This is a genomic window from Oribacterium parvum ACB1, assembly GCF_000238055.2.
Classification (GTDB): Bacteria; Bacillota; Clostridia; order Lachnospirales; family Lachnospiraceae; genus Oribacterium; species Oribacterium parvum.
On the sequence record NZ_KE148312.1, the window covers coordinates 604,653 to 631,384 of the forward strand.

17 protein-coding genes are annotated in these 26,732 nt (G+C 43.4%); 7 read left to right on the top strand and 10 right to left on the bottom strand.

Annotated elements, in window-relative coordinates:
* The first annotated feature begins 196 nt into the window (after positions 1–196).
* From HMPREF9625_RS02895 to HMPREF9625_RS02905, 4 genes are all read left to right on the top strand, one after another.
* A complete protein-coding gene (locus HMPREF9625_RS02895; protein ID WP_009535504.1) occupies positions 197–781 on the top strand; it encodes an MptD family putative ECF transporter S component in 585 nt (194 codons plus the stop codon).
* Positions 782–947: 166 nt separating this feature from the next.
* Positions 948–1,682, top strand: coding sequence for an energy-coupling factor transporter transmembrane component T family protein (locus HMPREF9625_RS02900; RefSeq protein WP_009535505.1), 735 nt, complete (start codon positions 948–950; stop codon positions 1,680–1,682).
* 151 nt (positions 1,683–1,833) lie between these two features.
* Complete coding sequence (locus tag HMPREF9625_RS11580; protein ID WP_009535506.1) at positions 1,834–2,121, top strand: ATP-binding cassette domain-containing protein; 288 nt, start codon at positions 1,834–1,836, stop codon at positions 2,119–2,121.
* A gap of 31 nt (positions 2,122–2,152) precedes the next feature.
* On the top strand, positions 2,153–3,292 hold the full coding sequence (locus HMPREF9625_RS02905; protein WP_330361192.1) for an ATP-binding cassette domain-containing protein: 1,140 nt from the start codon (positions 2,153–2,155) through the stop codon (positions 3,290–3,292).
* A gap of 56 nt (positions 3,293–3,348) precedes the next feature.
* Here the strand turns inward: HMPREF9625_RS02905 and HMPREF9625_RS02910 are convergent, their stop codons facing one another.
* The 5 genes from HMPREF9625_RS02910 to HMPREF9625_RS02925 form a co-directional block, all read right to left on the bottom strand.
* Complete coding sequence (locus HMPREF9625_RS02910) at positions 3,349–4,371, bottom strand: AEC family transporter (RefSeq protein ID WP_009535508.1); 1,023 nt, start codon at positions 4,369–4,371, stop codon at positions 3,349–3,351.
* A 6-nt stretch (positions 4,372–4,377) separates the two neighbouring features.
* A complete protein-coding gene (locus HMPREF9625_RS11305) occupies positions 4,378–4,521 on the bottom strand; it encodes a hypothetical protein (RefSeq protein WP_009538076.1) in 144 nt (47 codons plus the stop codon).
* Between the two features lie 426 nt (positions 4,522–4,947).
* Entirely contained in the window at positions 4,948–11,616 is a 6,669-nt protein-coding gene (locus HMPREF9625_RS02915) for a Spy0128 family protein (protein WP_081637155.1), read from the bottom strand.
* A 243-nt stretch (positions 11,617–11,859) separates the two neighbouring features.
* Complete coding sequence (locus HMPREF9625_RS02920; RefSeq protein WP_009535510.1) at positions 11,860–17,955, bottom strand: Spy0128 family protein; 6,096 nt, start codon at positions 17,953–17,955, stop codon at positions 11,860–11,862.
* A 212-nt stretch (positions 17,956–18,167) separates the two neighbouring features.
* Positions 18,168–18,365 (bottom strand): sensor histidine kinase, encoded by a 198-nt coding sequence (locus HMPREF9625_RS02925; protein WP_009538057.1) that lies wholly within the window; start codon positions 18,363–18,365, stop codon positions 18,168–18,170.
* A 333-nt stretch (positions 18,366–18,698) separates the two neighbouring features.
* Between HMPREF9625_RS02925 and mgtE the strand changes: the two genes are divergently transcribed.
* The 3 genes from mgtE to HMPREF9625_RS02940 all read left to right on the top strand — a co-directional run bounded on the left by mgtE (position 18,699) and on the right by HMPREF9625_RS02940 (position 21,735).
* Positions 18,699–20,096, top strand: coding sequence for a magnesium transporter (gene mgtE / locus HMPREF9625_RS02930; protein ID WP_009535512.1), 1,398 nt, complete (start codon positions 18,699–18,701; stop codon positions 20,094–20,096).
* On the top strand, positions 20,057–20,461 hold the full coding sequence (locus tag HMPREF9625_RS02935) for a hypothetical protein (RefSeq protein WP_242822687.1): 405 nt from the start codon (positions 20,057–20,059) through the stop codon (positions 20,459–20,461). Before mgtE ends, HMPREF9625_RS02935 begins: the two co-directional genes overlap by 40 nt.
* Before the next feature lie 203 nt (positions 20,462–20,664).
* Positions 20,665–21,735, top strand: coding sequence for a hypothetical protein (locus HMPREF9625_RS02940; protein WP_009535514.1), 1,071 nt, complete (start codon positions 20,665–20,667; stop codon positions 21,733–21,735).
* Between the two features lie 442 nt (positions 21,736–22,177).
* Here HMPREF9625_RS02940 and aroE read toward each other — a convergent pair whose 3' ends face one another.
* The 5 genes from aroE to cysS form a co-directional block, all read right to left on the bottom strand.
* On the bottom strand, positions 22,178–23,047 hold the full coding sequence (aroE, locus tag HMPREF9625_RS02945; protein WP_009535515.1) for a shikimate dehydrogenase: 870 nt from the start codon (positions 23,045–23,047) through the stop codon (positions 22,178–22,180).
* Between the two features lie 190 nt (positions 23,048–23,237).
* On the bottom strand, positions 23,238–23,918 hold the full coding sequence (locus HMPREF9625_RS02950) for a YoaK family protein (protein WP_009535516.1): 681 nt from the start codon (positions 23,916–23,918) through the stop codon (positions 23,238–23,240).
* A 191-nt stretch (positions 23,919–24,109) separates the two neighbouring features.
* Positions 24,110–24,853: a 23S rRNA (guanosine(2251)-2'-O)-methyltransferase RlmB gene (gene rlmB / locus HMPREF9625_RS02955; protein WP_009535517.1), complete on the bottom strand. Its 744-nt coding sequence runs from the start codon at positions 24,851–24,853 to the stop codon at positions 24,110–24,112.
* Positions 24,850–25,269 (bottom strand): ribonuclease III domain-containing protein, encoded by a 420-nt coding sequence (locus tag HMPREF9625_RS02960; protein ID WP_009535518.1) that lies wholly within the window; start codon positions 25,267–25,269, stop codon positions 24,850–24,852. Before HMPREF9625_RS02960 ends, rlmB begins: the two co-directional genes overlap by 4 nt.
* Entirely contained in the window at positions 25,254–26,672 is a 1,419-nt protein-coding gene (gene cysS / locus HMPREF9625_RS02965; RefSeq protein ID WP_009535519.1) for a cysteine--tRNA ligase, read from the bottom strand. Before cysS ends, HMPREF9625_RS02960 begins: the two co-directional genes overlap by 16 nt.
* Between the last annotated feature and the right edge of the window lie 60 nt (positions 26,673–26,732).

Consider the following 26,732-nt stretch of genomic DNA (forward strand, 5'->3'; position numbering starts at 1 on the left):
GACAAAAAAACAAAGCCTTGCAGGATCAATTTCAAATATGCGGAACAAGGGAAAAGGATATGCTTTAGAGAAAAGACATACTGTAGAAAAAAGGCATACTGTAGGAAAAAGACATACTGTAGGAAAGAAAGCTAACTTATTGGAAGGGGGCTTACTTTTTGAAAAGAGACTTAACGCATGAAGGGAGATTTGCTTTATGAATAGAAACAAACTGACTATTAAAGACCTGGTTGTCATCGGCGTTTTTGTCGTGATTTACTTTATCTGTATGTTTGCTGTCGGGATGATGGGTGTCGTTCCGATTTTATATCTCGTCTATCCTGCTGCCTGCGCCCTTATCGGTGGGCCTATCGTCATGCTCTTTATGGCAAAGGTGAATAAGCCCTTTGGACTGCTCATTTTCGGCATGATAGGCCCCTGTATCATGTTCCTGTTTGGGCATACCTTTGTGGTGCCTCTCCTCTCCCTTCTCTTCTGCCTCCTTGCAGAAGGAATCCGGCGGATAGGAAACTATCAATCCGGCTCTTTCACGATGCTAAGTTATGCGATTTTCAGTCTCTGTCCCTGCAATTCCTTGTTGCAAATGCTTCTTTTGAAAGAGCGTTATATGGAGTTTGTGATAAAAGAAATGGGAGAGAACTACGGAAATGCCATTGAGAAGCTGATTAGTGTGCAAAATATGGCTATCGTTTATGTCTGCACCTTCCTTTTCGGTTTACTCGGTGCCTTTCTCGGAAGAAAGCTATTGAAGAAACATTTTGAAAAAGCGGGAATTGTATAGCAAGACGGAGCAGAGCAATACGAGTAGAACAAGGCAGAGCAGAGCAACACGGAGCTAAGCAATACGAAGCTAAGCAATACGGAATAGAACAGTACAGAGTAGAACTGTACAGAGTAGAATAGTACAGAGTAGAATAGTACGAAATAGAACAGTATGGAGTAAAATAATGCAAAATAAAAGTAATTTAGAGCGTAGCATCAAAGAAAAACCTTGGGCAGAAAAACGGAATCCCTTTAATCCGAACCCGATTACCAAGCTTCTCGTTTTACTGTTTTTAGGCTTCACGATTATGCACTATCTCCCCTTTTACAGCGAATGGGCAGTGGTGCTTCTCTTCTCTGTCTTCTTCTTTCTGAATGGCTTCCGAAGAACCGCTCTGTTCTCCCCACTTGTTTTTGCCGTGCTCTGCTTTATTCCGGGGTACTCTGCCCAGTATTTTATGCCGGTCCCCTTACGCATCCTCTTTTCCTTTCTCTATATTTTTCGTCTGCTTTTTTTGCCCTATCTTGCAGGAAGCTTTTTCATGCGAACTTCGGATGTAGGCGCCATCTTAAGCTCCATGGATTTTCTCCATATCCCCCAATGCATTTCCATCCCTATAGCCGTGATGTTCCGTTTTTTCCCTGCCTTCACGGAGGAGAAAAAAGCTATTGAGCGAGCCATGAAGATTCGGGGGATTCAGACCCGGAATCCCATCCAAAACCTGCTCTATGTTTCCATTCCGCTCCTCATCATTTCTTCGAATATTGCGGAGGATATCGCGAAGGCGGCGGAGTGCAAATGCATCGAGAATCCCGTCAAAAAGACGCGCTACAATACGGTTCGTCCGCAAATCGTGGACGCTGTTTTTCTATTTTCAATCCTGCTGATACTTGGATTAAGCTATTTTGGAGTTCGCTGACTACACTATTTGGGAATTCGGTGACTGCGCTATTTCTTCCCGGTGCAATCAAGGAACGAAGAGGAGGATTCATCCCCTTCCTTATCCTGCTTAGATTGGGGCTGAACTTCTAATGAAAAAAACAGTAAAAAAGTGATAAAAAGGAGTTTTTATGCTTTCTTTCGAAGATTTTTCTTTATCCTACGGGGAGAATGCCCCGGTGCTACAGGACATAACCCTCTCGATGAAAGAGGGAGAGTGTCTCCTTCTTACGGGAGAAAGCGGCAGCGGGAAATCCTCCCTGATTCATGCCGTAAACGGACTGGCTTATCAGTACTACAACGGAAAAAGCAGGGGGAAACTCCTTTTTCAGGGAGAAGACTTGTCTTCCCTTCCCATTTACAAAATTGCCCTACGGATTGCCACCGTTTTCCAAAATCCGAAAACCCATTTTTTTTAATATTAACACCACAAGAGAATTGCTTTTCACCATGGAAAATATGGGACTGGACCGAGCTGAAATGGACAGGCGAATAGAAGAGCTTCTCTCCATTTTCCCTATCGAAAAACTGCTTGGACGAAATATCTTCGCCTTATCCGGCGGAGAAAAACAGATTCTTGCCCTTGCTTCCGCCTATCTCTCCGGCTGCCCCTTTCTTGTTTTGGACGAGCCCTCTTCCAATCTGGACGAAGGCTCCATTGCCGTTCTAAAAACCATGCTCCACACTCTGAAAGAAAAAGGAATTACGATTCTTATCGCCGAACACCGCCTTTATTATCTGATGGACTTAGTTGACCGGGTGGTTTTTTTAGAAAAGGGAAGACTCTGCAAGTTATTTTCCAAAGAAGATTTTCTGGCTCTTCCGGAGGAAAATATCAAAGCCATGGGGCTTCGCGCAAGAACGAAACCGAGCCTTTCTCTTCCGGAATGGAAAAATGAAGGAGCGCTAAGATATTATAAGGAAGAGGGCTTTGCCTCTTTTTCCTTTGGAAAAATTTACGGTATTGTGGGAGAAAACGGAATCGGAAAGTCCACCTTCCTTCGTAAACTCAGCGGTTTAGAGAACGAAAAAGGAAGCCATTTTTCTCTTTTCGGAAAAGAACTCAGAAAAAGACAACGGCTTGAACTTTCCGCCATGGTTATGCAGGACGTGAATCAGCAATTGTTTGGAGACTCCGTAGAAGAAGAGATGGAGCTGGGGAAGACAGGACAAAAACGATGCCTGAAAGAGAGATGCGAGGGGATAATAGACGGGCAAGAAAATGAACAAAATAAGACAAGGCCACATAATACGACAAAAGAAGAACTACTCAATGCGCTAGGACTATCCGAGCTAAAAGACCGTCATCCTATGAGTCTTTCCGGCGGACAAAAGCAACGTCTTGCCCTTGTCGCAACCCTCTATCAGGAGGCAAAGCTTTTCTTCTTTGATGAGCCCACAAGCGGGATGGATCAGAAGAATATGCTTCGCATCGCCCGTCTCTTAAAGTCCGCTATTCGAGAGGATCGAATCTTCTTCCTTGTGTCTCACGACTATGCCTTTTTACAGGAAGTGGCGGATGAGGTGGTGGAAATGTCGCGCTTATTCGGCAGTAGTCAACGAAAAGTTGACAGTTGCCCTCTCCTCTAATTCTCCGTCCACCGGTTTCCTCATTATTTTCCCAATAGGGAATTTCAGATTTCCTCCTACTTCAGAATCACCCCGCTAAGATATACCAGAATCGGCATGGAAATGATAGTACAGAGGGTCGTGAAAATGTTGATACAGCTTGCATACTCCTCTTCTTTTCCATAGAGGATGGCAAACTGGGAAACGTTCGCGGCCGCCGGAGCCATGGCACTTAAAAAGGTCACGAGGAAAAGGACGGGATTATCCAAAAAACCGTCTATCCTGCTGAGCACAGAAATCAGCAAAAGGTAGATAAAAGGAAAGAAAAGCAGACGGAAAGCCGTAACCATATAGATTCTTCGATAGGATACTATCTTTTTGAAAGACATACTGCCCAAAATGATACCGGTAATCAACATACTAATAGGCCCAATCATTTTCCCTAAATCCGAGATGGCAAGGGAAATCGGTGCCGGGAGCGAAACCTTCGTGAAGAACAAAAAGACACCAAAAAGAATGGCAAGAATGTTCGGGTTAAGCAGGATTTTAAGAAAGGCGTTTTGTTTCTGTCCTCCTCTAGACTGTTCTTCTTCGGATTGTTTCTCTTCAGATTGTTTCTCTTTACATTGTTCTTCTTTGTGTTGCCCCGCCTTTCCCTGAAACAAATGAATCCCGTGCGTCCAGACTAAGAGGTTATACACGGTGATGTACGCCGATACATAGAGCAGATACTCCTCTCCCAGGACACTCGCCACGATGGGAAGAACAAAATTTCCGCAGTTCGTGTATTCCATAGACATTTCCTCTACAGGACTGAGATGCAGCGGCTTTCTGAGTAAAGTGCCAAGAAAGAGAAAAAGGAAGTTTGCCAGAATGGCATAGAAGAAGCAGAGTAGAAGGCTTTGCCCCGCTTTACCGTCTACCTTCATGGAAAAGGAACTCACGATAACACAGGGAGACAGGAGAAAAACCGAAATCTTCGATAAAGCAATGCTGTCTTCCTTTTTTAACAGTTTCGTTTTAACCAGTACTACCCCGGCTCCTACCAGAACAAGCAGGGAGAGTATTTTGGAAACTAGGGGAAAAACCAAATTCGTCATATTTCCTTATAGTAAATATGCTTTATTGACTAAAGCATTTATTTCGCTGTCAATATTTAACTTTATATCCTTTAGATTATGGGGAACAAAGCATTGATAATCACTTTGCATTTTCTTTAATTGTCCTGCTCTATTATTTTCTAATTTCAAAATATCATCCCCCTAAGTAAAATCTATTTTACTTAGAATAAGTATACTTACTATAAGTAAAATTTTAAAGCGTTATTTTTACTTACATGATCAAATGCCTCTCTAAGTAAAATTCAAAATAATTTTCTAAGCAATATAGGTCTGAACTTGGGGCACGCTCTCGCTAGCTTCGCCTGACTGAGCAGTGGTTTTGTTAACCACTGCTCACTTTGCTTCGCAAAGCAACTTCCTTCGGAAGTTGGTCTCGTACAGAACAACTTTTCTGATGAAAAGTTTGTCCTTACGTAACGGATACTAAGCGAAAAACTGCGTTTCTCTTGTTTTTCGCAAGTATCGGGCTCAGACTACCCCGCATTCAGACCTATATTGCAAAGAATACCTTAATTATTTTGATTTTTCACAGCCCCTTTTTTTGACTCTTAAAGGCTATTTCTTATTTCTTCTTTTCGTCATAAGATAGTACAGAGCGATACAAAGCGTACTCATGACAAAGGCAAAAGCGTAGTAAAGCATCTTTGAGCTGTCCGCTGTTTTTACCTTTCCAAGCCCCGCTTTTCGCAGAGTGCTTAAAAGCTTTTTAAGACGCCTTAATTCTGCCAATTCCTCACCGGATAAGGCTCGCTTTCTGCTTATGGCAAGAAGCTCATCTATCCGCTTTTCTATTTCTCTAGCCGTTCTCGGAACTTTCGGATTACTATTCCACTTCTCCTCCGGCTTTTCAGCCTCCGGAGTGCCCCCATCCGGAACAGGGGGAATGATTTCCGGCTCTCCCGGTCCTCCCGGGGTCGGCGGAACAACGACAATAGGCCTCGGACCGTGACCGCCTCCGCCACCGCCGATTCCACCGCTTGAACTTGGCGTATATTTATTGTCAAAGAGAATATCCGTTACTTCTTCTCCATCCTTATAAATCTTCTTTTCTACAATCAAATCATAAATGCTATCCTCGCTTTGTCTTACATCAAAGCTGATTGTATAGACAGAAGGATCATAAGTATACCCGGGAAGTCCGTCATTCACTTCTTCTAAGGTATAGTTGAAAGTTCCCGGTTCTGTAAAATGTATCGGCTCAAAGGCTGTGTGCCCCTCTCCCACAAGCATCACGATTTCACTATCCGAGAAGCTGCCATCCGGCATAGGCTGTCCTGTACCTGGGGCCTCCGCTTTCAGATTAAATTCGAAATTGGCAGCTGATGCGGGAGGCGTACCGGAAATAATCTTATCCAGTTCTATTCTTCCCTCTGTGGAATATGGCTTAAAAGTGTTCGTGAATTCCAAATCATCTCCCGATACCAAAGCTAAGAACCTACCAGTTCCAAAGTCCCTTACCGAAACCTTTATATTTCTTATCGGATTTTGGTCATTTTCCACTCCGGGATACTCTCCACTTTCCGTAATCGTGTATTCATACACTCCTCGCGCCGAGAATTCAATCTCTCCAAAATTCACCTCTCCGCCGTCCGCATCCGGGTTTTTAAGGGTCAGACTGTTTGCCGTCCCGGCAGCAGCAGGCATCGGACAGGAAGCGTTCTTTCTCTCTAAGGTAAAGTTAAAGTGGTTACTGATATCCGGTGTCCTAAGTCCGGGCGCTGCGGTAAGGAATTTTTGCACCTTAAATTCCGTCTTATAAGGGTCAGCCCTATAAATATTGCGGAAGATAAGGGGATGATCCGCATTGTAGGTCAAATTGGAGGTCAGCTGTTTATGGTCCGGATCCGTCACGGTAATGGTAACAAACTTTTCTCCCATATCATTTGTAACACCGGCAGCATCTCCTTCTTCTTTAATCTTATACTTATAGGTTCCGGGACGAAGCAAGCGGATATCGGTAAAGCTTGCCGTACCTCCGTCGTCATCGGGATTTTTTATCGGATCCAGAGGATGTCCATCTTTATTCTCTAGCGGTGCACCGGCAACACCTTCCATAGTGTAAGTGAATTTTTTCTTAATCGAGCCCGGAGACGTTAAAGGCTGTATCTCCAGAACCTTCTTTACAGGAAGGTCAAAAATATACGGCTTTACCAGTTTATGTTTTGCAAACGACTGCAAGGTTTCCACAATCGCAGTGGAAGGCGGCTGTGTTCCCTTAAACTGAATACACTTCATCTGTGCCGTATTGACATTTTTCACGCTGACTTTCGCCTGATCTGTCGTTGCCTTCATTTTCAGATTGGCAAGCAGTAAACCTTGCTGGTCCAGCGTAAATTTCTTTCCGGCCGCTGTAGTACGAAGGTCAAAGGCGATAGCCTGAATCTGCTTCTTATCTATACCGGTATTTGCGCTCTCGTTTTCATAATTCCATTCTTTCCAAATACTTGTACCGGTATTCTTCGGGTTATTCGGATTCCCGTCTGTTGCATAGCCCGGATCATACAGTGCTTTACCAAGGTCTTTTTGTGCCTCGGTCGGAACGCTGTAGGAAACGAATACTCGGGGTTTTAGCGTATCCAAAGTAGCCGAATTGGCAGGATCATAGGTTCTCTTTGTAAGCAAGGTCTCAATATCTACGCCGTCAAATTCCCCGTTCTTGTCGCCTAAAAGATCGAAAAGTACCATATTCGTGGTTCTGGTTGTCGCAGCCGCCTGATAAAGTATACGATATTTATAAGGGTCTCCCATATAGCTGATATTGTCTGTTAGATAATTCGAGTTAATCTCTGTTGATACGGTATTCGTAAAGCCCGCTTCCAGAACCGTGACCGGCCCATAGACCATCGGTCTTTGGAAAACCGAAGTGGTAAAGCGAGGATTCAATTCAGCCGCATCATGTCGAATATCCTTATAATAGCGAATCTTTTCCAGAACAGGAAATTTCCCCCGTTCATCGGATATATAGTTCCCAAACCAGACCGTGTTCGGGTCCGTGTTGACATACCCCACGGTATTCACCACATTTCTTCCCCTGTCAACAATATTGAAGTAGGGGTTACTTAGGGTATAAGTCAGCTTCCAGCCGCTTCGGTTAAAACGCTTATTCCAAAGACGGTGAACGGGATCATTCGGTGCGGAAAAGCGAATGATCATCATATCCTGCCCCGAACCTTCCCAGTTTTTAGAGATTTCAACCGTATAATCATGATCTGTTCCCCTCTGATATCGCAAGGAATCCGTAACATCCCAACCGTCAATCCATGTTCCGATATCAATCGAACTGTCGATGACCTCCGTTCCGGCGGGCAATAAATCATAGATGATGCCTTGGTTAACTTGATAGACTTTGGTATATTCATCCCCTTGAAGACTGGCGGGTAATGAACCGTAATTCGTTCCTTGAACACAGACATCGATGGTTTGTGTACCGGTTTCAGGATGATCCACATAGTTTTTGTTGAGCTTGTTAAGTGTGGAAACGATGTTTAAGGGGGTCAGGACATAGCCTATCTGCGGCCAGTAATGCCCAATACGTGTTCCTACAGGAGCTTTGCTATATTGTCTGCCTTCTGCAACTGCGGCTCCTGCAAGAAAATTGACATTATAGTCATCCGTTCTCTCCATAGTGGCAGATATGGCATCCTTCATTCCCTGCGTCGGGGTAATGTCCATGGCATAGCTACATTCAAACTCATTCCTATAGTAGGGGGAGTTTTGCCTTAATTGCAATCCTACTATCGCATTTTTATCCGGGAAAACATGCTCCAGACTAATCTGGTTGTTTACACCAATAGCCGCTCCGGAATTCGCGGTATAGACCGCCGTGTATCCCGGCTCCGGAGTAAACACCGGTTTTCCGTAGCTATCATAGGAAAATGCTCCATACTTAAAGTAGTTTGTATGACCTTTTTTTCTCAACCATACTTCTACCGGAGGATAGGTTTGATTCCTCGTCCGTATGTTGGGCTTTTGATTAAAATTAACAACGCCGGAAACCAGATGATTCGTGACCTGCTCCACATCATAAACCTTCATCCAATCCAGATAGATACTGCTATAATGATAGTCATCCTCCGTAAGAACATAGTATGTTCCCCGATAAAAGTCGTTTGTTCCCTCATCATGTGTGAGCCCATACAGATCATTCTTTGCAAGGTCCGTGCTAACGGGTTTTCCGTTCAAAGGACTCGGGTAACGTATTTTGGAAGAAAAGAGATAGTACTTTCCGTCAGTGATCGTAACTCCGGAACCATTCGGATCCGCACTTCCGTTTGAAGTAGAATAATTCGATCCGGAAAAAACTATATTTCCGGCACTTGCATTGTACATCGCAGAAAGGCTAAAGCTCTTGGTCCTAGTTCCATGTCGTAAGGGGGCGGCAGTTCCTTCCTTATAGATACTCTGTAAGCCAAAGATATCCAGATAGTTCTGTCTTTCCTCAACAGCATATTTTTTATAGGAAAACAGACCGCCATCCTTTGGAGCAGGGAAGATTCTCATCACCTCGCTCTGCGTGACAGGTATATTCTCCCTCCTGTGTCCATCCGCCCAGATTTCCGTAAATTGAATCTCATTTTTTATTTGTAATCCATCCCTCGCTACATTTTGTGTAGGATCATCCAATGCCGCTCTCAATTTTGAATAGGGATACTTAAATAAAAGGGCATAGAGCTGAGAATTGTATCTCGCATTGGGAGAGTAATTGTGTTCCGTTAGATACGGTTCATTATCCGGTAATCTGTAAGCGCTGGGGTCTTGGGATATACCAGGCTGATCTCTTCTAAGAGGATTTACAAGGTATCGTTCATTTCCTGCCGGGAGTGGGGCAGTAGGCGGATAATTCATATTCTTGGTGATATTTCTATATCCGTCTCGTGCATAAACTTCGATATTATCCTGCCCGTCCAAATTGTACAAAAAGTAGTCTGCTCTACTATCCATAGGCATCTTTTTCGCGCCGACAAGGATACCGCCATCTGTTTTGGTAGGATCAAGCTCGTCGATGTTAAGCTGATATTTAAAGGGCTGTGAACTTCCCCTTGCCCTGTCTACTCTTACATACCAAACGGCATAAAAGAAGTTATTTGCGCCGGCCGGCTCCGGACCCCAAGTAGGATCCCATTTAAAGAATACACCTCCATTTACATCGGCAGTACCGGGCTTTAATGTGACCTTCGTCGGATTGACTTTGGTTTCCACATGAACCGACATCCTTTTCTCGGACTCTCCATTTAGGGGTCCGCTGTTTTCAATCTTTAATTGAATAGGGAACTCGTAATCGTAGACACCTTTATTCAGTGCATTATCATGATGCACCTTCAACATGCTGGGAGTGAGGTTATACGCAAAGTCCGCCTTAAAGGTGATACCGCCACTTAATACGTTATAGTTCTGTAAACACAAGAAGGGCTCCCCATCCTTTTCTTCCAAGGTATAGTTGAAGCTGCTCTGGTCGTTGGTATCCGGTGCCAAGGGAATACCATGCTTAATGGGATCCTCCACCTTGTAAACCCAGTTTTCCCTATTGGAAGATACAGTGATTTTATTTTGATTCCAAGCGGTATCATCCCAGCCCTTAAAGATACGGGCAGGGATATAAAGCTTTACAGTCCCGGGATTGTATTTTGTATTTTTATCTCCTCTTAGGGTCATCTCTACCGCAAGTGTTGTCGTATTCAATGCATTGGAATAATTTTCAGGCGGGACAATGCTTAGTTTTACCTGTTTTCGAATATCACCATTACTGCCATCCGTATAGCTATGCCCGGTCTTTGCCGCCGAAGTCCCGGCATGAGGATCCGCCGGATCTTTCCAATACGCCCGCAATTCATGCGTAACAATCCCCAGGTCTCTTCTCCTTCTTGCCAGTAAGAAGGTACTGAAATGTTTTGTGGAGAAAACGAAACTTTCCTCCTCTTCCTTGACCGGAAGAATCTCTGTAGGACGTCCCTCGGAAAGATGCACAATGCGAAGTTCAGCCTCCGCTTCTATCTCATCTTTCTCCTTTTTATCCTCTTTCTCCGCTTTAGTTTCTTTCTCCGTTTTGGCTTCTTTCTCCGTTTTAGCTTCTTTTTCCGTTTTATTTTCACTCTCTGCTTTAGTCTTTTTCTCTTCCTTCTCCGCTTTTTTAATTTTATCTACTTCTTTTTCTATTTCTTCATTTTTTTCTAGATGTTCTTCGAATTTTTTTGCAAGTTCGGAATCCGTTACTTTCTCTTCTACTTTCTTGCCTTCGTTCTTTCCTTCTGCTTCCTCTGCCTTGCTTTGCGCTTCTCTTGTCTCTGAAGATTCTTCCTGCGTATTCGAGTCTTCTGCATCTTCCCCTATAAGCTCTTCTTTCCCATCTTCTTCAAGGACTTCCTTTATTTTTTCCGTCTTTTCCAGACGGATTTCAACTTTTTTCCCATTCTTCGGCTGGACTTCCTTTTCTACCCCGTCAATTTCCCGGTAAAAGGAAATATCCACCACTTCCAGAATCTCTATCTCCGATTCTTCTTCTGATTCTCCTTTTGATTCTTCTACTTCTTTTTCTTCTTCTGACTCACCTTTTTCTTCTTTTAATTCTATTTTATCTTCATTTGCTTCTTCCGTTGATTCTGCCTTTGATTCTGCCTTCGCTTCTTTCTTCGCATCCTCCTTACGATATTGTGCTTCCAATGCAGCCTTTGCTTCCTCGATAATGGATTCTTCTTCCAGTACTTCTACCTTCATCTTGGTTCCTTCAAAAAAGGTCTTATCTCCAAAAGAAGCCGTTACTATAAGATCATGATCTGCTTGCACGCTAAAAGAAGAGGCGTCCATATATTCCGCCTTTTTCTTCTGTACTTCTTCTTCGGAAAGTCCGGACTCTCCCGCTTCAGAATTTTCTTCGGAGCCATCCACAGCGCCTATCTCCTCCGGGCGGTCTTCTGCAATATTTTCTCCGTTTTCAGCCTGATTGCCGGCTTCCTCTCCATTAACGGATGGAATCCCCTCTTCTGAAGAGGCACTCTGCTCATTTTCGCTATCATGGCTTACACTCTGCGGTTCTTCCGACTCAATCCGTTCGGCTGTCTCTTCCAAATTTCCCTCTGCACAGCTTATTCCCTGCATACTTCCTACAAGTAAAACAAAGCACAGGAAATACGCCATTCCTTTTTTGAAGATCTGCCTTGACCATAATTTCTGCTTAAATAAGCCACTCCCGGAATGGATATCCTTCTCTCTCCCCAGTTTTTTCATCATATACCTCGGCTTTCTTAATTTCGTGTATGATATATACTTCTGCAACTTTCCTATATGCACAAGTACCCTTAACTGTTTATCGACAATATTATAGATTTTTATCCGTTTTCGACCCATTTTTTTATTAATATTTTATAAAAACAGGATTTATTCGTCAAGATTTTCCTTAAATCATCCAATGTTTTTCCGTAGGATTTTCCGCGTAAAAAAGAAGCCCGAGGAACAGATCCTCGAGCTTCTTTTTTACTTCTTCTTTCTTCCGTAAATGCCGTAGAAGGCAAGTCCGAGAATACTTAAGATAAATGCAGCTGCATAATAGAGCATCTTAGAGCTGTCATCCGTTCTTACCATTCTGGACCTCCGTGCCTCACTAAGCACCTCTCCCGGATGATTTACCGTCTCTTCAGGAATGGAGCGGTTTTCACCAAGCGTATCTCCCGTTTTCTTTTCCGCACCGTCAACCGTTCCCGGATTGTTCGGTGTGGAGGGAACTCTCGGGGTGGAACCGCCTCCGCCTCCGCCGCCGGAATTTCTTCTGAATTCATTTTCAAAGAGAATCTCCGATACTCCTTCTCCATCCTTGAAAATCTTCTGTGTAACAAGCAAGTTTCCGTAATTACGGCTATCCTGACTAACCGTAAAGACTACCTTATAAACCGACTTGTCATAGGTATAACCATATACCGCATCATCCACTTCTGTAAGGATATAGGTATAGACACCCGGAACCCGGAAATGAATCGGTTCAAATACCGCATGTCCTTCTCCCTGAATAGAAACTGTCTCTTCCTCAGATTCTCCGGGCATCGGCTGGAAGAGTTCCTTCGAAAGCTCCGATGCAGAAGCGACTTCCAACTCCTCACTAATAGATTCGATATTGCTGTCACTTGCAAGTCTTTCTATGGTATCGATGCTTGGTTCTTCCCGCTTATCTGTCCAACGCAAAGACTCTGCACTAACTTCCATGGATTCTTTTCTTAAAACGAAGTGGAAGGTTTCCTCTCTTCCCGGCTTTTGTCCGATAATCTTCTTTCCGAGTTCTATCTGTCCCGGAACAGATTCTGCTTCAAAGACATTATTAAATACAAAATCATCTCCTCCGACAGTAGCGTAAAGTGCTCCGTTTCCGTCATCCGTTACCGTAATAACGATTTCTCTCTTCGGCTTCTCATCATTCTTGACACCCGATACGGAACCACTCTCGGTCACGCTGTAGCGGTATGTTCCGGGCGCTGTCAAATGAACTTTTCCAAAACTGATTTCTCCGCCGTCGGAATCCGGGTTCGTCTTTGTCAGGCTGTTCTCAGCTCCTGCCTCTAAAGGCATAGGTGCCCCCGCATCCTCTTTCTTTAAGGTAAATTCGAACTTGTTTCGGATATCCGGTTTCATCAGACCGGTTTTTCCGGAAAGCTTCTTCTTAACCTTAATCTCCGCATCAATCGCTTCTACATTGTAGATGTTTTCGAAAATAAAGGGGTTGTTTACGCTGTACTCTAAATCCGATTCCAGCGCCTGATTATTCTTATTTTCTACAGTAAGACTAATCTCCTGCTCTCCCATGTTTACAAGACTTACGCCTGCTACATTTCCTGCAGTTTCCGCAATCTTGTAGGTATATTTGCCCGGCTTTAAGATACGAATCTTTCCAAACTCCATGAGTCCGCCGTCGGAATCCGGGTTCTTTAATTCCGTAACACTTGCCTTTCCTTCCTCATTAAGAAGCGGCGCACCGTCCACTCCTCTTAAAGTGAAGGTAAACTTATTCTGAATATCCGGAGCAGCAAGTCCCGCAGGCACTTTCAGAACCTTCTTTACGGGTAAGCTGAATACCAAGGGCTTAACCAAGCGGTGTAAGCTGCCCGCCTGAAGAGTTTCCGCTTCCGCACCGGCCGGACGCGTATTGGTGTTATACTGTACAGCTCTGAAATAAGCCATATTACCGCTCTGCACATTTTCCTTGTTCCGATCGGTAGTCGCTGTCATCTTGACATAGGCAATCAGGATTCCCTGCTTATTCAGTGTGAAGTCCTGACCCGACTTTGTTTTTCTTAAATCAAAGGCAACGGCCTGAACCTTCTTTTTGTCTATTGTGCCATTCTGACTCTCGTCTTCGTAATTCCATTCCTTCCAAATCGGATTGTTCAGATCTCTTTCCGCCTCAGTCGGAACTTTTTCCGCAACGAGCACCCTCGGCTTTAAGGTATCCGAGCTGTTAGGATAGGATGGTTTAGTCAGCATACTGCTGATATCCACACCGTCAAAGTCTCCATTTCTCTCCGCATCTTTTCCTAAGATATCATAAAGCACCATTTCCGTTGTTCTGGTTCTGGCTTCCGCCTGATAAAGAAGACGATGTTTATAGGGATCCCCCATATAGCTCACATTTTCCGCAATAAAATCAGGATTGATTTCCGTGCTGACCGTATTGTTGAAGTTGGCTTCCACGACGGTAACCGGTCCGAAATTCATATTTGATGCCACAACAGAGGTTGTGAACTTCGAATTTTTGTCGGCTGCCTCTTCACGGATCTTCTTATAGTAGGAAATGTCTGTAAGCTTCGGATATTTTCCTTCCTCATCGGAAACATAGTTTCCGTCCCAAATAGTCGTATCATCTTGGTTGATATAACCCACAGTATTGACTGCAGTTCTACCTCTATCCGCAATATTCGTGTACGGATTGTAGAGAGTATAGGTCATCTTCCAACCGCTACGGTTGCTATCTTTGTGCCAACGGCGGTATTGCTTACTTTCGGTGTTTTCCGGGGTGGTAAAGCGGACAATCATCATGGTACGTCCGGAGCCTTCCCAGTCCCTATTAAATTCTACTGTGTAATCCGTACCCTTCGCAAAACTCAAGTTACTATCTACAGAATACCCCCAAGTCCAAGTTCCAAGTTTAATTGATTCTTCGTCTACATAGGTTCCTGCCGGAAGGAGGTCATAAATAATTCCCTTATTTACCTGATACGGATCGGTATATTTAGCCTCCTGCAATGTCTCAGGGAGGTCTCCGTAATTAAAGCCTTCCAAACGAACATTTAGGGTCTGCACACTGTTTTGAGGATCATCTTCATAGGCTTTTTCAACATTCTTATTGAGATAGGGCGTAATCTCTAAGGGAGTTAAAGTATATCCAACCTGTGCCCAGTACTGTCCGATTCTATCTTCGGTCTTCTTTACATCAAGCTGTCTGCCTTCTGCAGTTGCCGCACCACCGATAAAGCTGATCTTGTAATCATCCTCTTTCTCCATGGTCTTCTTAATCTTATCCTGCATATCCGCAGTCGGGGTAATTTGCATGGTATAAGATGCATCGAAACCGGTACTGTAATAAGGAGAATCCTGCTTCAGCTCTAAGCCCACAATGCTATCTCCAAAGACAGCATGGAGATCCAGCTGGTTGTCTCGATAGATATTTTCCGTATCGCTCTTTGTATACTTCTTGGTAAAACCGCTTTCCGGAGTAAAGATAACCTGTCCCCCTGCGTTATAGGAGAATTGTCCATACTTAAAGTAAGTACTCTCGTTCTTTTTCCGTAAATATACGGCAACGGGAGGATAGTCTTCATTTCTCTTTCTAAGATCCGCTTTCGGGCTAAAAGGTACTAGAGCATTATTGGACTTTTCTACATCGCGAACCCTCATTTCCTTTAAGAAGATAGAGCTATAGTAATAGTCCTCATCCTTTAGTGGATACTTTTCTCTATATGCGTCTCTATTTGTCCCTGTTGTACTGTCCAGGCCTTCCAGATCATCCTGTGTAAGGTCCGTGCTAACGGGTTTTCCGTTTATACTTCCCTCTCCTTTATGCCTAACAGAAAGGAGATAGTACTTTCCGTCTCTAAGGGTAACACCGGAGCCATTCTTGTTCGGATCCGGAGAAGTAACATAGCTTCCGTCCTCATTGACCTTCACATTTGCACTGTCTGCCTTGTAGTCCGTAGTCAGGGTAAAACTCTCCTTATAGGTACCGGCCCTAAGAGGTGCGTCCTTCCCGTCCTTATAAATCGACTGCAAGCCGAAAATATTGACATAGTTCTGTCTGATGCCGGTATTGTACTTATTATAAGAGAAGCCTCCGTCTCCTCTCGGACGAGGGAAAACAAATCTGTTTTCCACTGTGACATCAATATCACGCTTAAACTTGTCTGCCCAGATTTCAGTAAACTTGATCTTATTGCTTATTTCCAAGCCGTCTTTATAGATATCTCTTCCTGCCGCCTTTGCATCCTCTAACTTTTTATACGGATACTTATACACTAAAGCATAGACCTGAGAATTCAAACGCCCGTTGGGATGGTAGTTGTCCCAGCCTATATAAGGCTCCTGTGTCGGTAATTTCGGCACGCTCGGATCCTTGGAGATTCCCACATAGGTTCTTCCTATAGGATTTTCCATATACTTTTTATCCGCAGGCGGCTCCTCTGTCATATATTCGGTAATCTTACTGTAACCGCCTCTTGGAAAGGCCGCGATGCTATCCGGATGATAATAGCCATTCCATCTGGTATCCATCGGAAGCTTTTTCGCACCAACAAGCTCTCCTCCGTCCTCTGCATTTCGAACACGCTCAAACTTATATTCAAAAGGCTGTGAGCTTCCTGTTGCTCTCTCTACCTCTACATACCAAACAGTATAGAAATAATTATTCGCATTCTCCGGTGCCTTTCCCCAGCTTGAATCCCAGTTGAAATATACACCGCCGTTGACATCCGCTTTTCCGGGCTTCAGAGTCACCTTAGTAGGATTGACCTTGGTCTCTACATGTACGGACATGTCCTGCTTTGCAGTTGAATTTAAACTGCTGTCCTTTTTGTTCTTTACTTCCATACTTACAGGGAACTTATAGTCATAAACGCCCTTTTCTTCGCCGCCTTCCGACTTATGCTTAACCTTAAGCATACTTGGGGTAAGGTTATAAGCGATATCCGCCTTAAAGGTAACACCGCCGCTTAGCTCCTTGTAATTCGTTAAACGAAGGAAGGCTTCGCCGTTCTTTTCAATGGTTTCATAACTAAAGCTACTCTGCGCATTGCTTTCTCCCTTTTTCGGAAGACCATGCACATAGGGCGGCTTCACAGGATAAGCGCCTGAATTATCCATGGCGGTAGATACATTTACCTTATCCGGATCATCCCAGCCCTTAAAAATACGGGCAGGTACATCAATCGTCACCTCTCCCGGAGCATACACCGTATCCACTCCACCTTTTAAGGTAAGTTCAATTCCCAAGGTGCTTGTGTTTAAAGCATTGGAACCCTGTTCAGGAGGAATAATCACGAGATTCTTCTGCTGTCTCATGCGCTTTTCCTTCTTTTCCTCAGCATCGGTAATCGTGCTATCCTCTTCAATCTCATCCGTATAGCTGTGTCCGTTTACCGCTGTCGGTTCCTCTCTCCAGAAGGCTCTAAGCTCATGGCCTTCAGGAGTCGTCGTTGCAGCCCGTGCAGCCACTATCACATACGGGCTAAAGCTCTTTGCGGAAAAGCTTAAGTCTTCTCCCTCATCCTTCAAAGTAAGAGTCTCCGCCTTCTGCCCTTCATCAAGATGCACAAGCTGTAAATCCTTCTTCTCTTCCAGAGCTTCTTTCATCTCCTGCGTCTTTTGCAGACGAATCTCTACTTTCTTCCCTTTTTTAGGCTGTACTTCTCTTTCTTCGCCGTCAATCAGACGATAAAAAGAAATATCCACTGCTTCCAAAACGGTCAGCTCCGGCTGTTCTTCCGAATCCTTACTCCGGTATTCCTTCTCAAGATGGGCCTTTGCTTCTTCCAGCACAGCTTCCTCTTCAATGGGAACAAGTTTCATGAAAGTTCCCTCAAAGAAGGTGCCGTCTTTGAAGGACGCAGTGTACAAGAGATTTCCTCCGGAAAGTGCTTCAAGAGAGCCGGCTTCCATATATTCCGACTTTTCCTCTTCTTTGCTCTCTTCGGCTTCCTTCGCTTCTTCCGATTCCTTCACTTCTTCCGATTCTTTCGCTTCTTCCGATTCCTTCTTCTCCTCGGATTCCCCGCTGTCGTCGGAAGTCTTACTCTTTTCTTCCTCTGAAGACTCTTCTTTCTCCGCTTCCTCTATATTTTCTTCCGTTTTTCCTTCCTTTGCGGAATCTTCTTTTTCTACGGAAGAACTAAACTTTTCTTCCGCTTTCATCCCTATCTGCTCAACGATTTCTTTCGCATTTCCTTCTGCATAAGTCAAAGCCTGCAGATTGCCAAGAAGCATTAAAAAAATAAGGAAATACGCTATTCCTTTATTTAAAAATTTCTTATTTCTTTGATGCCTCTGCGACACTCTTCGTCGGGAAGAATGTTCTCCTTCTCTTTCTCTCTTGTTCATCGCACTCCTCTGCTTTCCTTTTCTGCACCGTCATAAAGATGCCTATTTGTTTTAAAAAATAAAAATTGAATACAATTCAAGTTTTTCTTAAGAAATATTACTATAAATTTTAATATAATCAAGCTAATTATTCTGTTTCTGTCTCAAAGTAAAAAAAATCAAAGACTGTCAAAGAAATTCCAAGATAGTTCAAAGATTGAAGTTTAAAATTTTTAACGAATCCATGATAAAAGCACAATGAAATGGATGTACTTCTTCTCACTCTCGACCTTTATTTCCCCTTTATGCATCGTGACAATTTCCTTGGCAATGGAAAGGCCGAGCCCGTAACCCTTTCCTCCGGAATGAGACTCATCGAGTCTAAAGAAGCGTTTAAATAAATTCTTTCTTTCCTCTTCAAAAAACTTCATAAAAGCATTGCTATTCCCTTTACTTTAGTGATACACTTAGTCGGGTTTTCAGTTAAATGCAGTAATAAAATATAGACAAATTAAGTAAAACATTTAGACTGATTTGGCTTCTATGTCGAAAGCCCTTAGATGAGAAAATGGAAAGCCCTTTCTTCTCGTCATAAATTCTAAAAAAGGAGGAAAGATTGATGAAAAGCAGTGATGGCACGGATCCGGGAGCCTATGATTTTACTTTTGTAGCGGAAGATCCGAAGAATGATTCCTCCTTCCCTATAATCTAAACTCATAAGTTCTTTTTCCCTGTGTCCATGAAGTTTTGGAAAGGAGAGAAAAATGAACGAAAATGAAAGAATTCAGCAAGACTACGTTCAAGAAATTATAGATCTCATTCGCAGTGGCGAAACGGAAGAGCAAATCCGGGAGAGTCTGGAAGAATACCATGCGAATGACATTGCGTCCGCCCTTCCCCTTTTAGAAGAGGAAGAGCGTAAGTTTTTGTACAGTCTTTTAGATAATGAGCGCCTCAGTGAGGTTATGGAGTATGCCGAGCACGGCTACGAATATCTGGAAGAGATAAGTCCAAGCAGGGCCGGAATCGTCCTTTCCGAGATGGAGCCGGATGATGCCGTAGACTTACTGAAAGAAGCCGATCCCGAGAAAAAGACCATCTGGCTTTCCAAGATGAGCCTGAAGGATCGAAACGAACTGCAGATTCTGGCCGCCTATGATGAAGCCTTCATCGGTTCTCGTATGACGACAAACTTTGTCTTCTTGACAAAGGATTTAAATATCCGGGACGCCATGCGCTCTCTGATTGAACAGGCTGCCGAGCATGACAATATTTCCAAGGTCTATGTCGTACACGAAGACGGCTCCTACTATGGTGCAGTAGATTTAAAAGAATTGATTATCGCAAGAAGAGATACCAAGCTCGACGATATTACGGAAACCGGTTATCCGTTTGTCTATGCGGATGAAAAGATTGAGGACTGTTTGGAGCGTATCAAAGGCTATGCCGAGAACTCCATTCCCGTTTTAGGAGAAAACAATATCATCTTAGGTGTAATCACCGCCCAAGATGTATTGGAAGTTTACGATGATGAGATGGGTGAAGACTATGCTCGTTTGGGAGGTCTTACCGCGGAAGAGGATTTGAATGAACCGCTTCTGGAAAGTGTGAAAAAACGCCTTCCTTGGCTTGTGATTCTGCTTTTCCTCGGTCTTGTTGTTTCCACCGTAGTGGGTCTTTTTGAAACCGTGGTAGCACAGCTTACCATTATCATGGCTTTCCAGTCGCTGATTCTTGATATGTCCGGAAATGTCGGTACCCAGTCTCTTGCGGTCACCATCCGTGTTCTGATGGACGAGCGTCTCACCGCAAAGCAGAAGATGACTTTAGTCGGAAAGGAAATGGGAGTAGGCGGATTAAACGGTCTTGTAATCGGCTTGTTTTCCTTAGTCGGTATCGGTGCATACCTATATTTCTTTAAGCACCAGCCACTGCATATTGCCATTGCTATTTCTTCCTGTATCGGATTTTCCCTAATGCTCTCCATGGTGATTTCCTCCCTAGTCGGCACCGTTACGCCTATCTTCTTTAAGAAGGTCGGAGTAGACCCGGCAGCGGCTTCCGGCCCCTTGATTACCACCATTAATGATTTAGTCGGTGTAGTCAGCTACTATGGACTGACTTGGATTTTGCTTTTGGAAATCCTGAAGATTTCAGGGTAAATGCGATGCTTTCCGTTTCTTTAGACTTAGTAAAAAAAGCCTGTATGGAAAAAGCCGGGCTGGAAGCAAGATTCTGCACAATGGAAAAGCAAGATAATGGAAGCGGATTTCCATATACTTATAATTTGAAACTAAATGGGAAGTCCTACTCTCTTCGGGTCTTTAGCGAAGAAGTGGAGGAGCTTTCTACGATACTTTCCTATGCAGTCTTTTCCGAAAGCGGAGAGATGCTCTGCATGGCAAAGACCGAGTTCTACTCTCCCGATTATCCCTTGGCTGAAGCCCCCTACGCACATCTTATTCCAGAAACAAGCCCCTGCGCAGTCTGCAAGAAAAAGCTTTCCGGAGAATGTGCGGGGCGATAAGATTAAAAAAACACAAAAATATTCCGTACCGGCCAATAGGTCGGTATTTTTGTATGGAAATTTTACCATTCTTCCTTTTTGAAAAAATAATATTTTTATAAAATTTGACGATACATATGTTAATTAGGAAAATACGGATTGATATGAATTGGAATAAAATAGTATTGGCCTTTAGTGTTAGTAGTTAAGAGGAGTATTTTATCATGAAAATAATTGAAATCAAATACTGTTGTGGAAATACACGCTTCCAAGGAATTTATCAAAAGCGGATGTCTTCACAAAATAAGAAGTTAGAAAAAAACGCATCAAAATTTGATGTAAAAAAGCTAGCCGATGAATCCAAAAAGCAGATAGACCAATTTCTTTTATCTGAAGAAGGAAAAAAATGGCTCGCAAGCAGATCTGAAGACGAAAATCATAGTTTTCAAGAAATGCTGGATGAAGGAAGAATAACACTTAAGGACGGAACCTTATATCAGTTTTCCGAAGAGAACTTTTCTTGCCGTACACAGGATGATGATTGGGATGATTTTGTTGCAGATAAAGTAAAAAATAATCCCTTTTGGGAGCATAACGGAACACAGTGGTTAACCTTCACCTCCTATTTGGATAAAAATGGTTTTTATGACAGTATGAGTGACAATGAAGTGAAGGATTTCGAAAATCTTCTTCGTGATGTCACAAACGGAGTAAGCAAGGCCGGAAATCTTTATTTATATACTGAAAATGGAACGCCCGATGCTTATTCTATGTGGAAAAATAAAGCAGAAGGAATTTTAGCTATTGAGTCATCTTCGCAGGCATTGTATCGAATAGCAGATAAAATGCTTCCCCAAAATATAAAAGAAGGATTCTATAAACTCATTGAGCAGTATAAAAGCCATAATGAAGAACTTATGGATACCGGGTATCGAAACCCTATTGACTCAATGGCAAGAGGTGTTGGAATGCTATGCCGAAGAAGCGGAGATACTTTTGGAACTCCAATAAAATCAGAAAAAGCAAAACTGGAAGATTCAAGAAAAGAGTTATTTTCCGGCAAAAAAGCAGAAAATTATGAATCATATAGACAAGAAATCATAAAAATATTCCAAAACATTGGAAAAGCTTCAAATTCTTTTAACTTTCTTCAGTCGTTAAAAGAGAGCTATCTTTCTTTTTCCACAAATGGAAGTACGGATAGCTCATTCCAAAATTATATGATGAAGGATGCGAAGGATACCTTCTCCTTTATCCAACAGTGCTGGGAAAAAACTATGCTAAACTATTTATAGTTATGCTTCCATGTTGAGATACTAAAGTGAGATACCATGCCGGCGCCTTTAGGCGCCGGCTTTCCTTTACTATAAAGTAGGTTGTCATTTTACCAGTAACGAGTCGATAAGTTTAGTAAATATTTTAGTTAGACTTTTACTCCCTTTGAGAATTTTTTGAATAAATGAAATTTAGACTTTGGCTAATAAACGATACTTCGTCGCTGCTTAAATAAAGGAAATGCTGATTCACAAATAAGTATCCATTTTTTACTACTACTTATTTTTTTTAGACATAAATTCAAGAAATTCCGAAAATGAAGCTGCTCCGATTTTCCTTTTCTTTTTTAGCATATATCGTAGCATCATTAAGTCTATTGTGAGTGTCGGTTTTTTTATGACAGATTTTGTTTAAAATTCTTTTTCAAAGCTAAGATCAATCAACGAAATACCACTCACTTCGTTAACCTTTCACCCTCCTTTTTAATTTTTCCAATACTTCCTCTTCCGGATAATCCTTTCCCGTCCAGAGCCTAAAAGCTTCCGCAGCCTGATAAAAGAGCATAGGGAGGCCGTTCATGTAGCGAAGTCCTGCTTCCCTTGCTTGGGAAAGCAACTTCGTTTCAAAGGGATGATAAATACAGTCTGCCACAAAAAGTCCTTTATGAAGGAGCTTCACTTCGGGAATAAGAGAAGCCTCCGCCCCCATTCCCACATTTGTAGAATTGACAAGGATATCGCTTTCCTCCGGAAATTCCGCGAGATTTTCTTCATAGGATCCGAGCAGAATTTGTTTTCCTGTTTCTCTTTCTACTTTTTCAATAAATGCTCTGTTTTTTTCGATGGACGAAGCTCTTTGCAAAAGCCGAATTTCCGAAATTTCGGTATAGACTGCTCGGGAGAGGATTGCTTTTCCTGCACCGCCAAGTCCCATAAGACAGAGCTTCTTTCCATTCACGACGCCATTCTCCGCTTCCAAAGCACGGAAGAAACCGATTCCGTCCGTACTGCAACCTGTCATTTTGCCATTTTCCGAAAAAACAAGAGTATTGACAGAGGAAGAGAGCCTCGCCTCTTTAGACAGGCTGTCACAAAGCGAAAGTACCGCCTCTTTCAGAGGCATCGTTAAGTTAAGCCCTCCCACGCCCATTTTCCGAAGAGCGAATAAAGTGTTTTCCAGATCCTCCTCTTTCACAGAAAAGGCAAGATAACGAGCATTCAGGGAGAGTCGCCGAAATCCCTCATTATGAATAAAGGGAGAAAGGCTATGTGAAACAGGATTACCGAGCAGACCGTAGAGTCTTGTTTTTCCGTCAATTTCCCATTGATTCATTCTTTTCTCTCCCTTCTCTATTCACTCTTCTTTATTCATTCTTCTTTATTCATTCTTCTTTATTCTTTCTTCTTTATTCTTTCTTCTTTATTCTTTCTTCTTTATTCTTTCTTCTTTATTCTTTCTTCTTTATTCTTTCTTTTGTTTAGCTTCACCCTTTATTTACTTCCGGAGTATCTTTCCTATAATACTATCCATTCCACTCCCTATTCTCTTTTCTCGTATGATAGAACAAAAATAAATGCAGTGTAGACACCAGCCAAATACAATAAAAGCTAAAAATATGGCTTAAAAAGACCGCCATAAAAGCACCACCGCAGAAGGAGAGGAGCATGATGGCATGTCCTCTGAATAAAACAGCCGCATTTTCATTTTTATCCCTAACCGCCTTTACAAGATTTACCCCGAGCTGCCGGACGTGTGCCGTACAGAAGGTCGTCGCCATATTGACTCCTTCCGCCTGTCTAAAAGCTGTGAACTGCATTGCACAGATAAAACTGAGTGCGACCTGCGGAACATGATCCGGTACGGAAGAGGGCATCAGTCCAATCACAAAAGAAACAAAGGCTTCAAAGAGAAGAAGCTTCTCCTCAAAAAGGCCCTTGTTCTTTTGGTTCATTTTCCCGGAAATGAACTCCGCCATACATACACCTAAAATATAGGCCGTTAAGGGAACAAAAGCATAGAAGCCCTTCTTCCACTCTCCATTTCCAAAGGAGAGCATCATCATGACAAGATTCGCCGTCTGCGCATTCGCAAAAACCTTTCCTCGAAGGCTAAAGGTATAACCTCCGTAGAAGCCGCCGGCAAACATGAGGAGTGCAAAAAACCACAGTTTTTCCACAACTCGGTAATTTCCTTCCGACTTCAAAGCGTTCTCCTTTCCCTAGACCTTAACTTACTCTATATCTTACTTACTTTCTATCTTACTTGCTTTCTATCTTACTTGCTTTCTATCTTACTTGCTTTCTATCTTACTTGCTTTCTATCTTACTTACTCTCTATCTTAACTTGCTTAATAGCTTAGTGCACTCCCATCTCGCTTTCCTAAGCCTTAACTTTTCACCCCATCATTCTCTGTCTTACAATCTCATACGCAAGTACACCGCAGGCCACGGATACGTTTAAGGAGTCGATATCGCCTTTCATCGGGATAGAGGCCTGCATATCGCAGTTTTCTTTCACAAGGCGGGAAACCCCGTCCCCCTCGCTTCCCATCACAAGTCCGATTGGACCTTTGAGATTCAACTTATACATGCTCTCGCCCGCCATGTCGGCACAGACGAACCACATCCCCTCTTTCTTCAGCTCGTCCATAGTCTGCACGAGATTCGTCACCTTACATACCTTCGTGTAATTCAAGGCTCCGGCACTGCTTCTTGCGACAGTCGCGGTAAGTCCTACCGCGCGTCTTTTAGGGATAATGACTCCATGCGCGCCGCATAAATTTGCCGTACGAATCATGGCTCCAAGGTTATGCGGGTCTTCGATTCCATCGAGCAAAAAGAAGAAGGGCGCCTCTCCCTTTTCCTTTGCAATCGAAAGGAGCTCCGGAAGCTCCGCATAGGAAAATGCCGCAAGATAGGCAATCACTCCCTGGTGTACCTCTCCCCCGCTGATTTCATCGAGTCTTGATTTCTTTACAAAATCAACTACCGTATCCTGCTTTTTTGCTTCTCTGAGGATGCTTAAAATCGGCCCGTCCTTTAGGCCGTCCTGTACAAACAAACGATCAATGGTTTTTTTTGCACGAAAGGCTTCCATGACCGGATTTCTTCCTACTAAGGTGTATCCCTCTTCTCTCATTTTCCCTCTTCTCTTTCCAAAAGGAAAGAAAGCCCCGCTTCCATGAGCCTTTGCAGTCTTTCTCCCTCATTTTGATAATGTAAATAACCAAGCACCGCCTCAAAGCCCGTGGCACGGCGGTAGTCTCCGATATCGGAATTCTTCGAACGACTCTGTGACTTATGGTTTCTTGCCCTCCTGTATACGGAAAGCTCCTCTTCCGTAAGAAGCTCTTTTTCCAGATAATACTCCATAATGTCCGACTGCGCCTTCGCACAAACCAAGTCCTTTTTCTTGCTGTTAATCTTGTTTAAAGAGCCGGAAAAGTCCCGAATCAGTCTGTCCCGAATAAAGAAATCATAAATAGAATCCCCCACATAAGCTAGGCTTAAAGGGGGGATTTGCATCGCAAGGCTTTCCCTTAGATCTTCTGCCATTCTACTCCGTTTCTGGTATCCTTTAAGGAAATACCCATACTGAGGAGCTCATCACGAATCCGATCCGCCTCGGTAAAGTCTTTATTCTTCTTGGCTTCCTGACGCTTTACAATAAGCGCATTCACTTTCTCTTCCAAGCCTTCGTCCAGCTTTTCTTCCTTCTTATCCGTACGGATACCGAGTACGTGCACGAGGACAGCAATCGACTCTTTCATGATAGAGCCGAAGTCTTTGGAGGACTCTTCCTTTACCGTAGAGTTTGCAAGGCGCACCAGTTCAAATATCTGCGTAATGGCGTCTGCCGTATTTAAGTCATCCTCCATCTTCTCAGAGAAAAGAGCGGTATATTCTTCTACCTTCTTTAAGACTTCCTCTTCCTCCTTGGACATGCCCTTCTCTTTGAGACGGGGAAGCAAATCCTCCAGTCTCCAGATACAGCTTAAGATTCTGTCGAGAGAGGCCTTCGCAGACTGCATCAGCTCCTTAGAGAAATTCAGCGGACTTCTGTAGTGCGCGGAAAGCATATAGAAGCGAAGAACCATCGGATCAAACTGGGATGTTACATCCCGCACGGTAAAGAAGTTTCCGAGAGACTTCGACATCTTCTTGTTGTCAATATTAATAAATGCATTGTGCATCCAGTAGCGGGCAAACTGCTCTCCGTGTGCCGCCTCATACTGGGCAATCTCATTTTCATGATGCGGGAAAATGAGGTCCTCTCCGCCCGCATGAATGTCTAAGGCTCCTCCGCAGTACTTCGGCGCCATAACGCAGCACTCCGTGTGCCAGCCCGGTCTTCCCTCGCTCCAGGGAGACTTCCAATATGGCTCTCCCATCTTCTTCGGCTTCCAAAGCACGAAGTCGGTCGGATTCTTCTTCTCTTCCTCGCCGGAAACCTTGAGTTCACGAAGTCCTGACTGGAGATCCTCCATGTTTTTATGAGAAAGCTTTCCGTAGGGCTTAAACGCTGTTGTATCATAATAAACCGTACCGTTTACGGCATAAGCAAAGCCCTTCTTTTCCAATTCATCTATCAGATTCACCATGCCGTCAATCTCTTCCGTTGCCTTCGGGTGAGCAGAAGCCTCTTCGATGTTGAGATCCGCCATGTCCTTCTCCACTTCGGCAATATAACGCTCGGTAACAGTCTGACAGTCTACGCCTTCCTCTACCGCAGCCTTGATGATTTTATCGTCTACATCAGTGTAGTTCGAAACATATTTTACCTGATAGCCCTTGTACTCCATAAAACGGCGAAAGGTATCAAATACAATCATAGGACGCGCATTTCCGATATGAATGAGGTTATAAACGGTCGGCCCGCAGACATACATTCTGATCTTTCCTTCTTCAATCGGAACGAACTCTTCCTTCTCCTTCGACATGGTATTATAAATCTTCATAAATTCCTCTTTTCTTGAGCTTTAGCGTTCTTTGTAGTTTATATCTTCGCCCTATTTTAG